At 64.1% G+C, this 15,462-nt stretch carries 13 protein-coding genes, 1 pseudogene and 2 riboswitches; of the genes and pseudogenes, 7 read left to right on the top strand and 7 right to left on the bottom strand.

What is annotated here, in order from left to right:
• Nucleotides 1-41: 41 nt before the first annotated feature.
• The gene (locus tag ACP2YO_RS06005) at nucleotides 42-599 is read right to left on the bottom strand and encodes a TetR/AcrR family transcriptional regulator (protein WP_426439971.1); all 558 of its coding nucleotides are present in this window, start codon (nucleotides 597-599) and stop codon (nucleotides 42-44) included.
• A 97-nt stretch (nucleotides 600-696) separates the two neighbouring features.
• Between ACP2YO_RS06005 and ACP2YO_RS06010 the strand changes: the two genes are divergently transcribed.
• Entirely contained in the window at nucleotides 697-1,131 is a 435-nt protein-coding gene (locus tag ACP2YO_RS06010) for an acyl-CoA thioesterase (RefSeq protein WP_426439973.1), read from the top strand.
• 5 nt (nucleotides 1,132-1,136) lie between these two features.
• Nucleotides 1,137-1,580 (top strand): annotated as a pseudogene (locus ACP2YO_RS06015) (PaaI family thioesterase).
• A gap of 70 nt (nucleotides 1,581-1,650) precedes the next feature.
• On the opposite strand, the gene ACP2YO_RS06020 reads toward ACP2YO_RS06015, so the two are convergent.
• Nucleotides 1,651-1,848, bottom strand: coding sequence for a hypothetical protein (locus tag ACP2YO_RS06020; protein WP_426439975.1), 198 nt, complete (start codon nucleotides 1,846-1,848; stop codon nucleotides 1,651-1,653).
• Nucleotides 1,849-1,895: 47 nt separating this feature from the next.
• The gene (gene metE, locus ACP2YO_RS06025; RefSeq protein WP_426439977.1) at nucleotides 1,896-4,241 is read right to left on the bottom strand and encodes a 5-methyltetrahydropteroyltriglutamate--homocysteine S-methyltransferase; all 2,346 of its coding nucleotides are present in this window, start codon (nucleotides 4,239-4,241) and stop codon (nucleotides 1,896-1,898) included.
• A gap of 111 nt (nucleotides 4,242-4,352) precedes the next feature.
• A riboswitch (cobalamin riboswitch) is annotated at nucleotides 4,353-4,552 on the bottom strand.
• A gap of 133 nt (nucleotides 4,553-4,685) precedes the next feature.
• Nucleotides 4,686-4,907: riboswitch (cobalamin riboswitch) on the top strand.
• A gap of 115 nt (nucleotides 4,908-5,022) precedes the next feature.
• Between metE and ACP2YO_RS06030 the strand changes: the two genes are divergently transcribed.
• Nucleotides 5,023-7,902, top strand: coding sequence for a ribonucleoside-diphosphate reductase subunit alpha (locus tag ACP2YO_RS06030; protein WP_426439979.1), 2,880 nt, complete (start codon nucleotides 5,023-5,025; stop codon nucleotides 7,900-7,902).
• Between the two features lie 19 nt (nucleotides 7,903-7,921).
• Nucleotides 7,922-9,052 (top strand): ribonucleotide-diphosphate reductase subunit beta, encoded by a 1,131-nt coding sequence (locus tag ACP2YO_RS06035; RefSeq protein ID WP_426439981.1) that lies wholly within the window; start codon nucleotides 7,922-7,924, stop codon nucleotides 9,050-9,052.
• Nucleotides 9,053-9,082: 30 nt separating this feature from the next.
• Here the strand turns inward: ACP2YO_RS06035 and ACP2YO_RS06040 are convergent, their stop codons facing one another.
• Nucleotides 9,083-10,591 carry a hypothetical protein gene (locus ACP2YO_RS06040; RefSeq protein ID WP_426439983.1) on the bottom strand — a complete coding sequence of 503 codons (1,509 nt, stop codon included), beginning with the start codon at nucleotides 10,589-10,591 and terminating at the stop codon, nucleotides 9,083-9,085.
• A 111-nt stretch (nucleotides 10,592-10,702) separates the two neighbouring features.
• Between ACP2YO_RS06040 and ACP2YO_RS06045 the strand changes: the two genes are divergently transcribed.
• The gene (locus ACP2YO_RS06045) at nucleotides 10,703-10,879 is read left to right on the top strand and encodes a hypothetical protein (RefSeq protein ID WP_426439985.1); all 177 of its coding nucleotides are present in this window, start codon (nucleotides 10,703-10,705) and stop codon (nucleotides 10,877-10,879) included.
• A 2-nt stretch (nucleotides 10,880-10,881) separates the two neighbouring features.
• Here the strand turns inward: ACP2YO_RS06045 and ACP2YO_RS06050 are convergent, their stop codons facing one another.
• The gene (locus tag ACP2YO_RS06050; protein WP_426439987.1) at nucleotides 10,882-11,868 is read right to left on the bottom strand and encodes a phosphatase PAP2 family protein; all 987 of its coding nucleotides are present in this window, start codon (nucleotides 11,866-11,868) and stop codon (nucleotides 10,882-10,884) included.
• A gap of 317 nt (nucleotides 11,869-12,185) precedes the next feature.
• Here ACP2YO_RS06050 and ACP2YO_RS06055 point away from each other — a divergent pair, with 317 nt between their 5' ends.
• Complete coding sequence (locus ACP2YO_RS06055; RefSeq protein ID WP_426439989.1) at nucleotides 12,186-12,860, top strand: TetR/AcrR family transcriptional regulator; 675 nt, start codon at nucleotides 12,186-12,188, stop codon at nucleotides 12,858-12,860.
• An 81-nt stretch (nucleotides 12,861-12,941) separates the two neighbouring features.
• Nucleotides 12,942-13,370, top strand: coding sequence for an OsmC family protein (locus ACP2YO_RS06060; RefSeq protein WP_426439991.1), 429 nt, complete (start codon nucleotides 12,942-12,944; stop codon nucleotides 13,368-13,370).
• Nucleotides 13,371-13,435: 65 nt separating this feature from the next.
• Here ACP2YO_RS06060 and pyk read toward each other — a convergent pair whose 3' ends face one another.
• Both pyk and ACP2YO_RS06070 read right to left on the bottom strand, forming a co-directional pair.
• Nucleotides 13,436-14,872: a pyruvate kinase gene (gene pyk / locus ACP2YO_RS06065; protein ID WP_426439993.1), complete on the bottom strand. Its 1,437-nt coding sequence runs from the start codon at nucleotides 14,870-14,872 to the stop codon at nucleotides 13,436-13,438.
• Nucleotides 14,869-15,414 carry a DUF1036 domain-containing protein gene (locus tag ACP2YO_RS06070; protein ID WP_426443082.1) on the bottom strand — a complete coding sequence of 182 codons (546 nt, stop codon included), beginning with the start codon at nucleotides 15,412-15,414 and terminating at the stop codon, nucleotides 14,869-14,871. The genes pyk and ACP2YO_RS06070 overlap by 4 nt, the downstream gene beginning before the upstream one ends.
• Nucleotides 15,415-15,462 lie beyond the last annotated feature (48 nt).

Below are 15,462 nucleotides of genomic sequence, written 5' to 3' on the forward strand. Positions count from 1 at the left end.
TCTGAATTAGGGAAGCGGCCGGTGCAAAGCCGGCCGCTTTCTTATTGGCTGTCGTCGACGAGCTTGTCCGCCGATTTCGCCAGCAGCTGCGCCCGCCCACGCTGACCACGTTGTGGGAACAGCAGGCTCTGGCCGAAGATGAAGCAATAGAACAGAAACGCCTTGGCGTCGGCTTCCTCGGCCGCTAGCCCAGTCGCGCGATAGAGCCCCCCCACATTCTTCAGGCGCGCGGCATCGACGCTTGCGGCCGCCAGCGCGGCGGCCTCGTCGGTGCGCGCCCATTGCCGGATCGCAAGCTCGATGGCCATCGCGTCGGAGTTCATGCGCTCCGAATAGAGCTTGATGATCGTCTTCAGCCGCTCGCGCGCGCTGGCGCCGTCGAGCGCGGTCTGCTTTTCGATCGCGGCGATGCGGCCGTCGCGCCAGTTCGCGAGCATGGCCTCCAGCAGCGCGGCGCGATCCCTGAAGCGGCGGTAGAAGCCGCCCTTGGTGACGCCAAGCGCCTTCGCCAGCACCTCGACCCGCACGCCTTCGACGCCAGAATGCGCAAGTTCGGCAAAGCCGGCCGCGACCCAAGCATCGCCTTTGCCTTCCGTCATCTGCTCTCCCGCGCGCCCCTTGATACGGTACCGTATTGCTAGCCCGCTTCGTCAGTGATACGCTACCGTATCAAGAATGAAGAACAGGAGCGGCAGGATGGAGGGCGAGGCGACCTATCGCGGCACGGTGTATCCCTGGCATTGCGATCATATCGGCCACATGAACGTCATGTGGTATGTTGGCAAGTTCGACGAGGCGAGCTGGAACATGTTCGCGCGCATCGGCTTGACACCAACCTACCTGCGCGAGTCCGGCTGCGGCATGGCCGCCGTCGAGCAGACCATTGCCTACAAGCGCGAGTTGCTCGCCGGCGATATCGTCGAGGTCAGGAGCCGGCTCGTGGACTTCCGCGACAAGTCGATCCGTATCCGGCACGAGATGCGCAACGCGGAAACCGGCGAGGTCGCCGCGACCTGCGAGATCGCGGCCGTGCACATCGATCGCGGCGCGCGCAAATCGGCGCCGTTCGCGCCGGCGATCCGCTACACCGCCATGCACCATCTGGTGCCGTCCGTATCAGCGCCAGCGTGAACGCAATGCCCCGTTTTGAACCGAAAAATCCCGACTACCGCACTGTTGCGACAGATACGTTCGACCGCCAGCGCGCGATGCGGACGTTCGGCATCTCGATCGCCCGCATGGAGCCGGGCGAGGTCGACCTCGCGATGCCCTATGCGCCCGAGTTCACCTAGCAGAACGGCTTTGTTCATGCCGGTGTCATCACCGCGGGCCTCGACAATGCCTGCGGCATCGCCGCCTTCACGCTGATGCCCGCGGGCTCCGACATCCTGACCGTCGAGCTCAAGACCAATCTGCTGGCGCGGGCCAAAGGCGAGCGGTTCGTGTTCCGCGCCGTCGTGGTCAAGCCCGGCCACACGCTGACGGTCTGCGAGGGCAGGGCCTATGCGGTACAGGACGGCGTCGAGTCGCTGGTCGCGACCATGACCGGCACGCTGATGGCGCTGGCGCTGCGCGCCTGACACCGTCATCCCCGCGCAAAGGCGAAGCGGGGATGACGGGGATAGATGGCTTCAGTTCGTGACGCGCTTGTTACGTCCTCTCGATCGCCCCGAAGTGCCGTTCCAGAATCTGTTCCGGTGTCTCGCTCACCTCGATCGTTTTTCCGTCGCCGCCGACGAAGGCGAGCACGGTGCGCTCGCCGTCGCGCCACATCGAGCCGACCAGCGCGATGTTGATGTGGATGGCCTGCCCCGTTTCAAAGTTCGTACATTCGATCCAGAAGCGCATGACGTCCTCTCGATATGGCGGTTCGAACGGGGCAGGCAGTCCTTGCTCTACGCCAGCTCGCGGAGTTCGCGGGCGGCGGCGACCATGTTGACGAGGGCCGGCCGGACCTCGTCCCATTTGCGGGTCTTCAGGCCGCAATCGGGATTGATCCAGAGCTGGCCATCGGACAGCCTTTGCCGAGCCAATTTGAGCAGCTCGGTCATTTCGGTGACCTCGGGCACGCGCGGGGAGTGGATGTCGTAGACACCCGGTCCGATCTCGTTCGGATAGCGGTAGTTGCGGAAGGCGTCGAGCAGCTCCATCTTCGAGCGTGACGTCTCGATCGAGATCACATCCGCGTCCATCGCACCGATCGCGTCGATGATGTCGTTGAACTCGGAATAGCACATGTGGGTGTGGATTTGGGTCTCGTCGCGGACGCCGGACGAGCAGATGCGGAAGCACTCCACGGCCCAATCGAGATAGGTGTTCCATTCCGAGCGGCGCAGCGGCAAGCCTTCACGCAGGGCCGCTTCGTCGATCTGGATCATGCCGGCGCCCGCGGTCTCGAGGTCGGTGACCTCGTCGCGGATCGCCAGCGCGATCTGACGGCAGGCTTCGCTGCGCGGGATGTCATCGCGGACGAACGACCAGTTGAGGATGGTGACCGGTCCGGTCAGCATCGCCTTCATCGGCTTCTTGGTCAGCGACTGCGCGTATTGCCACCATTCGACCGTCATCGGCTTCGGGCGCGAGACGTCACCGAACAGGATCGGCGGCCTGACATAGCGCGAGCCGTAGGACTGCACCCAGGCATGGTCGGTGAAGACGAAGCCGGAGAGCTGCTCGCCGAAATACTGCACCATGTCGTTGCGCTCGAACTCGCCGTGAACGAGCACGTCAAGGCCGATGGTTTCCTGCCAGCGCACGGTTTCGGCGGTCTGCTCCTGCAGGAAGGTCTTGTAGTTGGCGTCGCTCAGCCCGCCCTTGGCATGGGCCGCGCGCGCCTTTCGGATTTCCGGTGTCTGCGGGAACGAGCCGATGGTCGTAGTTGGGAACGCCGGCAGATTGAAGCGCGCGTGCTGCACGTCGGCACGGTCTTCAAACGCGCTGCCCCGGCGACGCATCGCGGCGTCGACCCCGGCCAAGCGCTGCGCGACCTTCGCGTTATGAATCCGCGGTGAGGTCTTGCGCGCAGCTGCAGCGGCATCCGAGGCTTTCAGGGGCGCCTCGACCTGACTGCGGCCGCCGCCAAGCGCGGCACCCAGCGCGGCCAGTTCCTCCATCTTCTGCACGGAGAAGGCGAGCCAGCTCTTCACTTCGGCATCGAGCTTGGCCTCGAGTCCGAGATCGATCGGAACGTGCAGTAGCGAGCAGGAGGGCGCGATCTGCACGCGATCCTTGCCGAGCTTTGCGATCACGGGTTCGAGCCGGCCGAGAATCCTGCTCAGATCGGCGCGCCAGATGTTGCGGCCGTCGATCACGCCGAGCGAGACGATGCGGTCGGCGGGCAGGCGGGCGAGGTCGTCGAGCTGCTCGGGCGCGCGCACCAGATCGAGATGCAGGCCGGCGACGGGGAGCGCAAAGGCGGTGTCGCGGTTCTCACCCAGGCTGCCGAAATAGCTCGCCAGCATGATCTTGATCTGCGGCACCGCCTTGGCGATCTCCGCATAGGCATGGCGTAAGGCGCTACGTGCCGCATCGTCGAGATCGAGCACCAGGCAGGGCTCGTCGATCTGCACCCACTCGGCGCCGCGGGTGGCGAGCTCGCGCAGGACCTCGATATAGACAGGCAGCAGCCGGTCCAGCAGCGACAGGGTGTTGAGGCCGGCATCCTTGCTCTTGGCGAGCTTCAGGAACGTGACCGGACCGACCAGCACCGGGCGGGTCTGGTAGCCCAGCGCCTTGGCTTCTTCATATTCCTCGATCGGCTTGCGCGAGGCGAGGCTGAACTGCTGATCGTCAGACAGTTCCGGCACCATGTAGTGGTAGTTGGTGTCGAACCACTTGGTCATTTCCTGCGCCGGTACGCCGTGACCATGGCCGTGAGGGGCATGGCCGCAGGACGCATCATGGGTGTGACCTTCGGCGCCGCGCGCCATCGCGAAATAGGTCGCGAGCGGCACCGCGCCACCGGTCCAGCCGTAGATTTCGGGAATCGCGCCGACCATGATCGAGGTGTCGAGCACCTGATCGTAGAAGGAGAAATCGTTCGACGGAATCACCGACACGCCGAGCTTCTTCTGCCGCGCCCAATTGGCGGCGCGTAGCCCGATACCGGTTTCGATCAGGGCCTGCTGGTTTGAAGTGCCGGACCAGAAGCTTTCGAGCGCAAGCTTGAGTTCGCGGCGCGGGCCGATTCGCGGCGTGCCGAGGGTGGCAACGGCAAGTGAAGAGGAAGATGTAGAAGACATTGGCTTAACCCCAAAAGTTGGGGGCAAAGGCCGTAGTGACACGTCTGGACTCCGCAAACGCGGATAGCGCGTGCGGGGTCGCAACCGCACCACCGGGACACCCCGCCCGTGGACGTGTATGTTGTCGAGGCAGGTCTCCTGGCTCACGGGTCTCAGCTACCGTCCGGCCTTCCCGAGGCTTGCGCCTCAGTGGCTTAGGTGGACGGCGGCTCACCGCTTACAGTTGCGGGGGCAGCGCCGGCATTACACCGGCTTCCCTCTTAGCTTCGAAAGAAACTGCCTTTCGAAGAACCACGACGCGCCCACTTATCGGCAAGATCCCGCGCCCGTCAACACACGTGGGCTCGATCGAAGTTTCCCACCGATTCCCACAGGGCGCTCGACCAGAATTCGAAAATTTTTCACTGAGGCGGATCGGGCCGTTGACACGACGTCTCAAATCACACCACATGTAGGTGTCACGGTCTGCCATATCTCTAGATTTGGTAGCTAAGAGGGAAGCCGGTGGACTACGGGTTGATCCGTAAAAGTCCGGCGCTGCCCCCGCAACTGTAAGCAGTGAGTTGTTCCCGCCCTGTTAAGTCACTGATGCTAAACAGCATTGGGAAGACGAGGGAGCAACAGCGACCTGCAAGCCAGGAGACCTGCCGGGACATCGAATCTACGTCCACGGGCGGGGTGTCCCGGCGGTCGCTTGCATTGCCATGCCGGTGCTTGCCGCCGGTTGATGCAGCGTCCCCTCGACATCCAGCCCCAACAAAACATGCATGGGGTCTGCACGATGTCACTCTCTCTCGATCGCGAAGTTAAGTCAGCGCCGCTCATCCTTCTGCGTCCGGAATCGCTCGCCGCGCCGGAGACGGAGCTTCCCATGCAGGTGATTCGCCGTAACGGCACGGTCTCGAGGTTCGACGCCAGCAAGATTTCGGTGGCGATGACCAAGGCGTTCCTGGCGGTCGAAGGGCACACCGCTGCTGCGTCGCGCCGCGTGCACGAGATCGTCGAGCAACTCACCGCCGAGGTCGTCGGCGCGCTGGCGCGCCGGATGAGCGAGGGCCGCACCTTCCATATCGAGGATGTGCAGGACCAGGTCGAACTGGCGCTGATGCGCAGCGAGCACCACAAGGTGGCGCGCGCTTACGTGCTTTACCGCGACGAACGCACCCGGCAGCGCGCCGAGCAGGACGCTGCAAAGGCGGCAAAGCCCGCTGCCGCCGGGCCGACGATCCATGTCACGTTGCCGAACGGCGCCAAAGTCCCGCTCGACCAGGCGCGGCTTGCGCTGATCATCAACGAGGCCTGCGCCGGGCTCGACGGCGTCGACGCCGCGCCTGTCGTCGCCGAGACCCAGCGCAACGTCTATGACGGGATCAGCCAGGACGAACTGGCGCAGGCCTCCGTGATGGCCGCGCGTACGCTGGTTGAGCAGGAGCCGAACTATACCTATGTCAGCGCGCGCCTGCTGCTCGACAAGCTCCGCACCGAGGTACTGTCCTACGTCCATGACGTACCGACCAATGCGTCGCAGGCGGACATGGCCGTGCGCTATGCCGAGTATTTCCCGGCCTATATCAAGACCGGCATCAAGGCCGAGTTGCTTGACCCAGAACTCAGCCGCTTCGATCTGGCGCGGCTTTCGGCGGCGCTGAAGCCCGAGCGGGATCTGTCGTTCCAGTTCCTCGGCCTGCAGACGCTATACGACCGCTACTTCCTGCATGTCCGCGGCAACCGCCTCGAGCTGCCGCAGGCCTTCTTCATGCGCGTCGCCATGGGGCTCGCCGGGCGCGAGATCGACCGCGAGGCGCGCGCGATCGAGTTTTACGATCTCTTGTCGTCGTTCGACTTCATGGCTTCGACGCCGACGCTGTTCAATTCCGGCACGCTGCGGCCGCAGCTCTCGTCGTGCTTCCTGACCACCGTGGCCGACGACCTCGACGGCATCTTCAAGTCGATCAAGGACAACGCGCTGCTGGCGAAATATTCCGGCGGCCTCGGCAATGACTGGACCCGCGTTCGTGGTCTCGGCGCGCACATCAAGGGTACCAATGGCGAAAGCCAGGGCGTGGTGCCGTTCCTGAAGGTGGCCAACGATACCGCGATCGCCGTCAACCAGGGTGGCAAGCGCAAGGGCGCGGTCTGCGCCTATCTCGAGACCTGGCATGTCGACATCGAGGAATTCCTCGACCTGCGCAAGAACACCGGCGACGACCGCCGCCGCACCCACGACATGAATACTGCGAACTGGGTGCCCGATTTGTTCATGCAGCGCGTCGAGACCGACGGCGAATGGACACTGTTCTCGCCGGACGAGACGCCGGATCTGCACGATCTCTACGGCAAGCCGTTCGCCGAGCACTATGCGCATTACGAGGCCAAGGCGGCGCGCGGCGAGATGCGGGTGTTCAAGCAGGTCCGTGCCGTCGACCTGTGGCGCAAGATGCTGACCATGCTGTTCGAAACCGGCCATCCCTGGATCACCTTCAAGGATCCCTGCAATTTGCGCTCGCCGCAGCGCCATGCGGGGGTGATCCACTCCTCGAACCTCTGCACCGAGATCACGCTCAACACGTCCGACGACGAGACCGCGGTCTGCAATCTCGGCTCGATCAACCTCCTCAATCACATCCAGGACGGTAAGCTCAACGAGATCAGGCTGAAGAAGACGGTGACGACTGCGATGCGGATGCTCGACAACGTCATCGACATCAATTTCTACACCATCCCGGAAGCGCGCCGCTCCAACCTGCGGCACCGCCCGGTCGGTCTCGGCCTGATGGGCTTCCAGGACGCGCTGCACGCGCTGCGGATCGCGGCGGCGTCGGATGCTGCAGTTACCTTCGCCGATACCAGCATGGAGGCGATCTCCTACTACGCGATTTCGGCCTCGGTCGATCTTGCTGCCGAGCGCGGCCGTTATCCCTCATTCGACGGATCGCTGTGGAGCCAGGGCATCCTGCCGATCGACTCGATCGAGTTCGTCGCCGATGCCCGTGGCGGCCTCGAAATGGATCGCTCCAGCACCCGCGACTGGGGCGCCTTGCGGGGGCGCGTCACCTCGGTCGGCATGCGCAATTCGAACGTGATGGCGATCGCGCCGACGGCGACGATCTCCAACATTTGCGGCGTCGCGCAGTCGATCGAGCCCGCCTACCAGAACCTCTACGTCAAATCCAACATGTCCGGCGATTTCACGGTCGTGAACGAGTTCCTGGTGCGCGATCTCAAGGCGCGCGGACTGTGGGACGAGGTGATGGTCAACGACCTAAAATATTTCGACGGCAGTGTCGGCACCATCGACCGCATTCCCGATGATCTCAAGGCGCTCTACGCGACCGCCTTCGAGATCGACTCGAGTTGGCTGGTGGAAGCCGCGTCGCGGCGGCAGAAGTGGATCGACCAGGCGCAGTCGCTCAATCTCTACATCGCCAATCCCTCCGGCAAGAAGCTCGACGCGCTCTATCGCCTGGCGTGGTCGCGTGGCCTGAAGACGACCTATTACCTGCGCTCGCGCAGCGCGACGCATGTCGAGAAGTCGACGCTGAAGGGCACCGACGGCAAGCTCAATGCGGTGTCGTCGGCGGCGATGATGTCGCCGGCGCCGGACCTGTCGGGCGCCATCGCCTGCTCGATCGACAATCCCGACTGCGAAGCCTGCCAGTAAGCGAAAAGGACCAACAATCATGCTCGACTGGTCAGAAGCCACGACCGCTCCACGGAAGACACCGGCGCCGCTCGCGGTGGTGTCTGCCGCGCCGGCTGACGCAACCGGCCTCGGCACGATCGATCGCCGCGGCGGCCGCGTCTCGGTCGACGAGAAGCGGATGATCAACTGCCGCGCCGACGTCAATCAGCTTCTGCCGCTGAAATACAAATGGGCGTGGGAGAAATACCTCGCCGGCTGCAACAATCACTGGATGCCGACCGAGGTCTCGATGCAGGCCGACATCGCGCTGTGGAAATCGCGCGACGGCCTCACCGAGGACGAGCGCCGCGCCATCAAGCGCAATCTCGGTTTCTTCGCGGCCTCCGAAAGCTTGGTCGCCAACAACATCGCGCTGGCGATCTATCGCCACCTCACCAATCCCGAGTGCCGGCAATATCTGCTGCGCCAGTCCTTCGAGGAGGCGGTGCACACCCATACCTTTCAGTACATCGTCGAAAGCCTCGGCCTCGACGAGGGCGAGCTGTTCAACATGTACCGCGAGGTGCCCGCGATCACCGACAAGGCGGCGTGGGCGATCAAGCACACCCAGCATCTCGACGATCCCGATTTCAAGACCGGGACGCCGCAGGCCGACCAGGCATTTCTGCGCGACCTCGTCGCCTTCTACGTGATCTTCGAGGGCATGTGGTTCTACACGGGATTCGCGCAGATCCTCTCGCTCGGGCGCCGCAACAAGATGGTCGGCATCGCCGAGCAGTATCAGTACATCCTGCGTGATGAATCGATCCATCTGAACTTCGGCATCGACGTGATCAACCAGATCAAGATCGAGAATCCGCATCTGTGGACGTCCGCCTTCCAGGAGGAAATCCGCGGTATGATCCGTGACGCCGCTGAACTCGAGGCCGCCTATGGCCGCGATACGATGCCGCGCGGGTTCCTGGGGCTGAACGCCGTGTTGTGCGAGCAATACATGCACTTCATCGCCAACCGCCGCTGTGCGCAGATTGGGCTGACGCCGGTGTTCGCAGAGGCGGAGAACCCGTTCCCGTGGATGTCGGAAGCGATGGATCTGAAGAAGGAGAAGAACTTCTTCGAGACGCGCGTGATCGAATACCAGAACGGCGGCGCGCTGAACTGGGAGTGAAGTGTGCGCGCCGTCGAAAGACGGCGCGCCTCAGTCAGTTTGATTTTTCCGCGGTGGGAAGGCGCTCGTCTTCGTCTCGTCCGATCGGACGTGGATGACGGCGACGTCGTCCTTGTAGATCCGCTTCCACCCCTTCACGTGATCCAGCGCGTATCCGGCCGGCGACGTCGGGTTCAGCAGCGTGGCGTCGATCTGGTATTTGTCGAGCAGGCCCAGCAGCTGACCGACGTTGCGGGCTTCGGTCGCATCGAAATAATCCAGCACGAACTGTTCGCCGTAGAGCTCCGCGCGCCCGTCGATGAACACCTTCATGTCACGGGTGACCATGTAGCCGCCGAACGGCGCGGTGCTGAAGATGCGTTGCGCCTGTCGCTTCTGGAGCAGATCGACAGCGGCAACGGGCGTCTGGCTCGGATTGAAGATAAAGGGATGATGCGCGACGAAGATCTTCGTCGACGCCCATCCGCCGGCGATGATCGCGACCGTTGCAAGGATGGTGATGAGGGGGGCCGACCGGGTCTCCTCGATGGCGGATGTGCCGGCCTCCGCCGTTCCCCATTGCTCGGCGATCGGCTTGGCCAGGACGAGCGGCGCCAGGAACGCGAACACCTCGATGTTCCGGACATGCGAGAGCGCCATCCAGATCAGGCCGACCAGCAGCAGGATCCGGGGTATCGAGAGCGTGAGCTTGCGGTAGAAGGCGACGCCGATCAGCGTGAGCAGCGTGGCTTCAAAGAAGGTGAACTTGCTGAAGTCGACCGGCATCCATTCCCAGATCAGCGACAGCAGCTTGCCGAGGCTGAGAATATTCAGCGCGCCCATCGGCGTATTCCAGCCATATGGCGTCAGGCAACTCGCAACCAGCGCGGCGAGGCCAAACAGTCCCCAGCGCACGGCAAGCTGAAGCCTGCGGCTCGGCTCAGCGCTCCAGACCGCTTCCAGTCCGATCGGCCCGATCAACGCCAAGCCGAGCACGAAGCCGCCGTGCAGATTGGCCCATATCGTCATCAGTGGCAGCAGGAACCAGGATGGATGGGTGCGGCGATCCGCGGCTGCCATCAGCCCGCCGATGAAGGCCAGCAGGAACGGCAGCGCCAGCACGTGAGGCCGCGCGAAGAAGTGAGACGCCGATTGCAGCAGCGCCAGAGCCGCGATCAGGATCGAGCGCGCCGGGTCGAAATACGGGCTCAGCAGATAGAGGAAGATCGTGATCATCGCTCCGACCGCGAGCGAAGACAGGATCACCGGCCCGGCCCAATCCCCCGGCCCGTAGGTGATCGCATAAAGCACCTGCGACAGCCATGAACTCGAGATCCAGGGTTCGCCAAAACGAGTGAACGAGAACACGTCCGTGTAGGGCATGGTGCCGTTGGCGAGGATCCACTGCCCGATCCTGATCTGCCACATCGAATCGGAATCGCGCAGCAGGATCTCGCCCGCGGACAGGAAGAACAGATAGACGCCTGCGCCGGCGCAGAGCGGCACCAGCCCGCGGGCCATGCTTCGGTTCGTCACGCTGTTGGTGATGGAGATCGACATGGGTTTTCTTGATTTGACCGGGGACAAATTCGGGTTCGACGCCGCCGTACAGGACCACGGTTTCCTATAAATTCGGGTAAACTTCAGACCCCGCGCGGCGTGGCTACGGCGATGCGCAAATCCGCTGCGCGGGGCGATGTGCGTCCCAAGCGATCAAAGGATCAGCCGACCGCCGGAAAACTGCAGGCGCTGCGGGAAGAAATAGCTCGACTGCGAGCGATCCTGTTAGATCGCGATTTACCATGGCAGCGGATCGGCCATCGCCTGGTGTATCTGGCAGACGCCTGAGTTCAGCGGGCGTCCGCTTCGAGCTGCTTTGCCGGGAGATAGCCAGCCTCCGCGGCGCTCTCCCCGCCGCTGACGAAGGCGAGGGCGTATTTCACCGCCGCGATGCAGCCCACCGCAACCAGCACTCCGCCGATGACGTCGATGGTGTAATGGGCGCCGATGACCGGCGTTGCCGCGATCGTCAGAACGTTCATTACGGCCGCCGCGACGCCGATGCCGCCGCGCACCGGCCACAGTGCCCACGCGTAAAGCACGGCGGACGCGGCATGGAAGCTCGGGAACGAGACCACGCCTGCGAGCTTGAACAATTCGAGATCACGGAGCACGCCTGAACGCACCGCCAGGATGTCACGTAATTGTGCCGCATAGAAATGACTGTCGATGGACGGGTAGTCGGCGGGGGAGATGTTCAGACCGTAGTAGGTGCCGACCGCCGGAATAACCGCCGAGACCACGAGCGTGACGGCTAGCGCAAGGCTGAACGCGGCGACGAACAGTTGCAGCCTCACCAGCCGCAGCGTGACGGCCAGGATGATCGGAATGGCCAGCAGAAACCATTTTATGAACCCGTATCCGGTCTCGAGCGACGTCATCACCCATGCATGATCGTTCACGAACTTGATGAGTTGCTCCGGATCGATACCCATGGCGCGATCGATCGCCAGGAAGGTGTGATCCTGTAGCGGCCAGTTGATGGCGAGCGCCACATAAGTGAGCGGTCCCATGATCGTCACGATCATGAGCAATTGGGCGATCGCGCCGAGGCCAAAGATCAGTTTCGGATCGGCGGCCGATCCGCGCGCCCAGAAATACAGATAGACCATCAGCGCGAATTCGCCGGCCATTCCGCTCATCACGCCGAACGCGACGGGCTCGAGCGAGAATCCTGCGAAGAGGACTGCAAGGAGCAGCACGCCGCTCATCGCGGCGATGGGAATCCAGTTGAGATTGAAGAGCCGCCAGGCGAGGCGGGTTTCCGATTCAGCCATGACCGCACCCGGATGTGAGAGCGGTAGATTCCCTGACCTCCTTTAAGATGAGGATAACGGCGGAGCGCAATCCGCGTCGGTCCAAACCCGGTCGCACCGCGCCGGGCCCTTGTTGGCCCGCGCCAGAGGCGGCTGCAACCGCGATTCTATGACCGCGCCGCAGCTGTCGCAAATCCTTACAATTCCGCCTTGTGTTTCGGTCTGAATAGTTGTTCACTTCTTGCGGCGATTGCGGGATCAATCGCTCAAAACATTGAAGACGCGTGCGTTCTGCCGGTGGGCGCCGGCCAAGCGCGCGGTGGGGGGACGGCAACGCCATGGTCTATCGGCGAACTCATCAAGTCGTGAAACGGCTGGCTGCCCGGCGCAGCGCCATCCTGTCGGCGGCGCGGGATGCGGCGGCCGACGGCGGCATGGCGGCGGTGCAGATCGCGCCGGTCGCGGTGCGCGCCAACGTCGCGGCCGGGACCGTCTATCGCTATTTCCCGTCCAAGGCTGAACTGATCTCGGAGCTGATCGCGGAGGTCTCGCGCGATGAACTCGCCGCGATCCGACGCGCCGCCGATGGCGCGCCCGGGCCATCATCGGCGCTGGCTTCCGCCGTCACGACTATCGCGGTCCATGTGCTGTCGCAACGCAAGCTCGCCTGGGGCATTCTGGCTGAGCCGGTCGATGTCGACGTCACCGCGTCGCGTCTCGCCAGCCGCCGCGATATTTCGGGCGAGCTCGCCGCGCGTATCGATGCCGCGGTGCGTGCCGGCCACCTGCCGGCCCAGGATACGGCCCTGGCGGCCACAGCCTTGCTTGGCGCGCTGCACGAGGCGCTGGTCGGCCCGCTGGCGCCGTCACATCTCGACGATCCAGCGAAGCTGCGCGATGCGGTGCAGACCGTGACGCTGCTTGCGCTGCGCGCCGTCGGCGTGATGGATGCGCGTGCCCGTGGCCTCGTTGTGCAGGCGACGACCCCAGCGAAGGCGCTGGTCGGGGCCTGAGAGAGGCGGTCCGCGAACACTTTCCGTCGCATTGGCGTTATAGGCTGGGGGCTCGGTTCAACCGACTTCACGGAGCAACGCATGACGACGACCCATGGCTCGGCCAAATGGCAGGGCGGCATCAAGGACGGCAAAGGCGCGATTTCGACCAAAAGCGGTGCGCTGACAGATTACCCGTACGGCTTCGCCAGCCGCTTCGAAGGCAAGCCGGGCTCCAATCCTGAAGAACTGATCGGCGCGGCCCATGCAGCCTGCTTCACGATGGCGCTGTCGCTGATCCTGGGCGAGGCCAAGCTCACGGCCGAACACATGGAGACCAAGGCCGACGTGACGCTCGAAAAGGTCGGCGACGGCTTTGTCATCACCTCGGTGCATCTGGTCCTGACCGCCAAAATTCCGGGCGCCGACGACGCGACATTTCAGGAACTGGCGGGCAAGGCCAAGGCCGGATGTCCAGTGTCGAAGCTGCTGAACACCAAGATCACGCTCGACGCAACGTTGCAGGGCTGATCGCCAAGCTCGAACGCTACGGTTCCGGGTCATGCGCAGACCTGACCCGGAACGACGGGGCGCCGTCACACCTCCGCGTCGCCGTTCGGTCCCACCGAGGCGATGCGCAGCATGTTGGTTGTGCCGGGCGCACGCAGCGGCACGCCGGCGACGATGATGACGCGCTGGCCGGCCTTCGAAAAACCGTCCCTGAACGCGATCGAGCCGGCGCGGCTGACCATGTCGTCGAGATTGTGAGCGTCCTCGGCGACCACGCAATGCACGCCCCATACGACCGAAAGCTTTCGGCCGGTCTCGAGATTTGGCGTGATGGCGACCACGGGCACCTTGGGCCGCTCACGCGCCACACGCATCGCGGTCGAACCCGAGGAGGTCCAGCAGATGATCGCCGAGAGATCGAGCGTTTCGGCAATCTGCCGCGCAGCGTCCGCGATGGCGTCGCCGACGGTCGGACCCGGATCGACGCGCTGCGCGTTGATCACGCCGCGATAGTTCGGGTCGCGCTCCACTTCCTCGCCGATGCGGTTCATGGTCGAGACCGCTTCCACCGGATATTTGCCGGCGGCTGATTCTGCCGAGAGCATGATGGCGTCGGCGCCTTCGTAAACGGCGGTCGCGACGTCGGAGACCTCGGCGCGCGTCGGCACCGGCGTCTGGATCATCGATTCCAGCATTTGCGTTGCGACCACGACCGGCTTGCCGGCGCGGCGCGCCATGCGGGTCATCTGTTTTTGCAAGCTCGGCACGCGTTCCAGCGGCAACTCGACGCCGAGGTCACCGCGCGCCACCATCAGCGCATCCGAGGCTTCGATGATTTCGGGGAGGCGGTCGATCGCCTGCGGCTTCTCGATCTTGGCCATCACGGCGGCGCGGCCGCGTATCATTTTCTTGGCTTCGAGAACATCCTCAGCCCGCTGCACGAAGGACAGCGCGACCCAGTCGATCCCCGTCGGCAGCGCGGCCTCGAGATCGGCGCGGTCCTTTGGCGTCATGGCCGAGACCGGCAGATCGGTGTCGGGCAGGCTGACGCCCTTGCGATCCGACATTCGGCCGCCGATCACCACGCGCGTCACCGCGCGGTCGGGTGAAGTCTCCTCGGCGATCAGCCGCACCTTGCCGTCGTCGAGCAGCAGTGCATGGCCGGGCCTGAGTGCGGCGAGGATCTCCGGATGCGGCAGCTGGACCCGGCTGTTGTCGCCCGGCGTCTTGTCGGAATCGAGAATGAAGCTTTGGCCGTTGTTGAGCTGGGTCGACCCGCCGGTGAACGCGCCGACGCGCAGCTTGGGTCCCTGCAGGTCGACCAGGATGCCGATCGGCCGGCCGTAGCTCGATTCGACGTTGCGGATGGTCTTGACCAGCTCCCGCATCTTGTCGTGCGAGGTGTGGCTCATATTGATGCGGAACAGGTCGGCGCCAGCCTCGAACAGCTTGCGGATCATCGTGCTGTCTGACGAGGCAGGGCCGAGCGTTGCAAGGATCTTGATGCGGCGCATACGTCTCATTGTTTGTTTCCGGGCGTTGCGGCTGGCGGCAGACCCGACGCGCCCGGGGGCGCTGTCCCCGGAGGGTTGGGCAGGCCCGGCATCGTGCCGGGGCCGCCTGGTCCCACTCCGCCCGGCATTCCCGGTACTTTCTGCGGCTGTTGCTCGTTGGCTTCGGTCAGTTGGACGGTCCATGCACGCTGCTCGCCGGTGTCGACCTCGAAGAAGCCGGTGCGGTCAAACCCCCGCGCGAGGCAATTCTCGGTGCCTTTGATGGTGAATTCCTTGTCGCGCGAGCACATGAAGGCCTGGCCGGACCATTCGCCGCCGCGGTCATAGTCGAGTGCGTAGATATAGTAAAACCGCGCAACCAGATTGCCGCGCAGCAGCGTTTCGCAGGCGCGTGACGACACGTTCCACCAGCCTTCGGTGGTCCAGCCCTCGGCGTCCTTGTAGCCGAGCGCGATCCCGACCCGGCTTGCGGTGTTGTTGCACAGCCGGAAATCGGCGGCCGCCGGGCTCGCCCACAGGCATGCCGCGACGAGCGCGAGCATCGGCAGCATGCCGGCCACGATCAGGCGGGGCGCATGGCGGGCTGAGGGGGGAGAATC

Origin of the sequence: Bradyrhizobium genosp. P (genome assembly GCF_049949265.1) — a bacterium.
Taxonomy (GTDB): Bacteria; Pseudomonadota; Alphaproteobacteria; order Rhizobiales; family Xanthobacteraceae; genus Bradyrhizobium.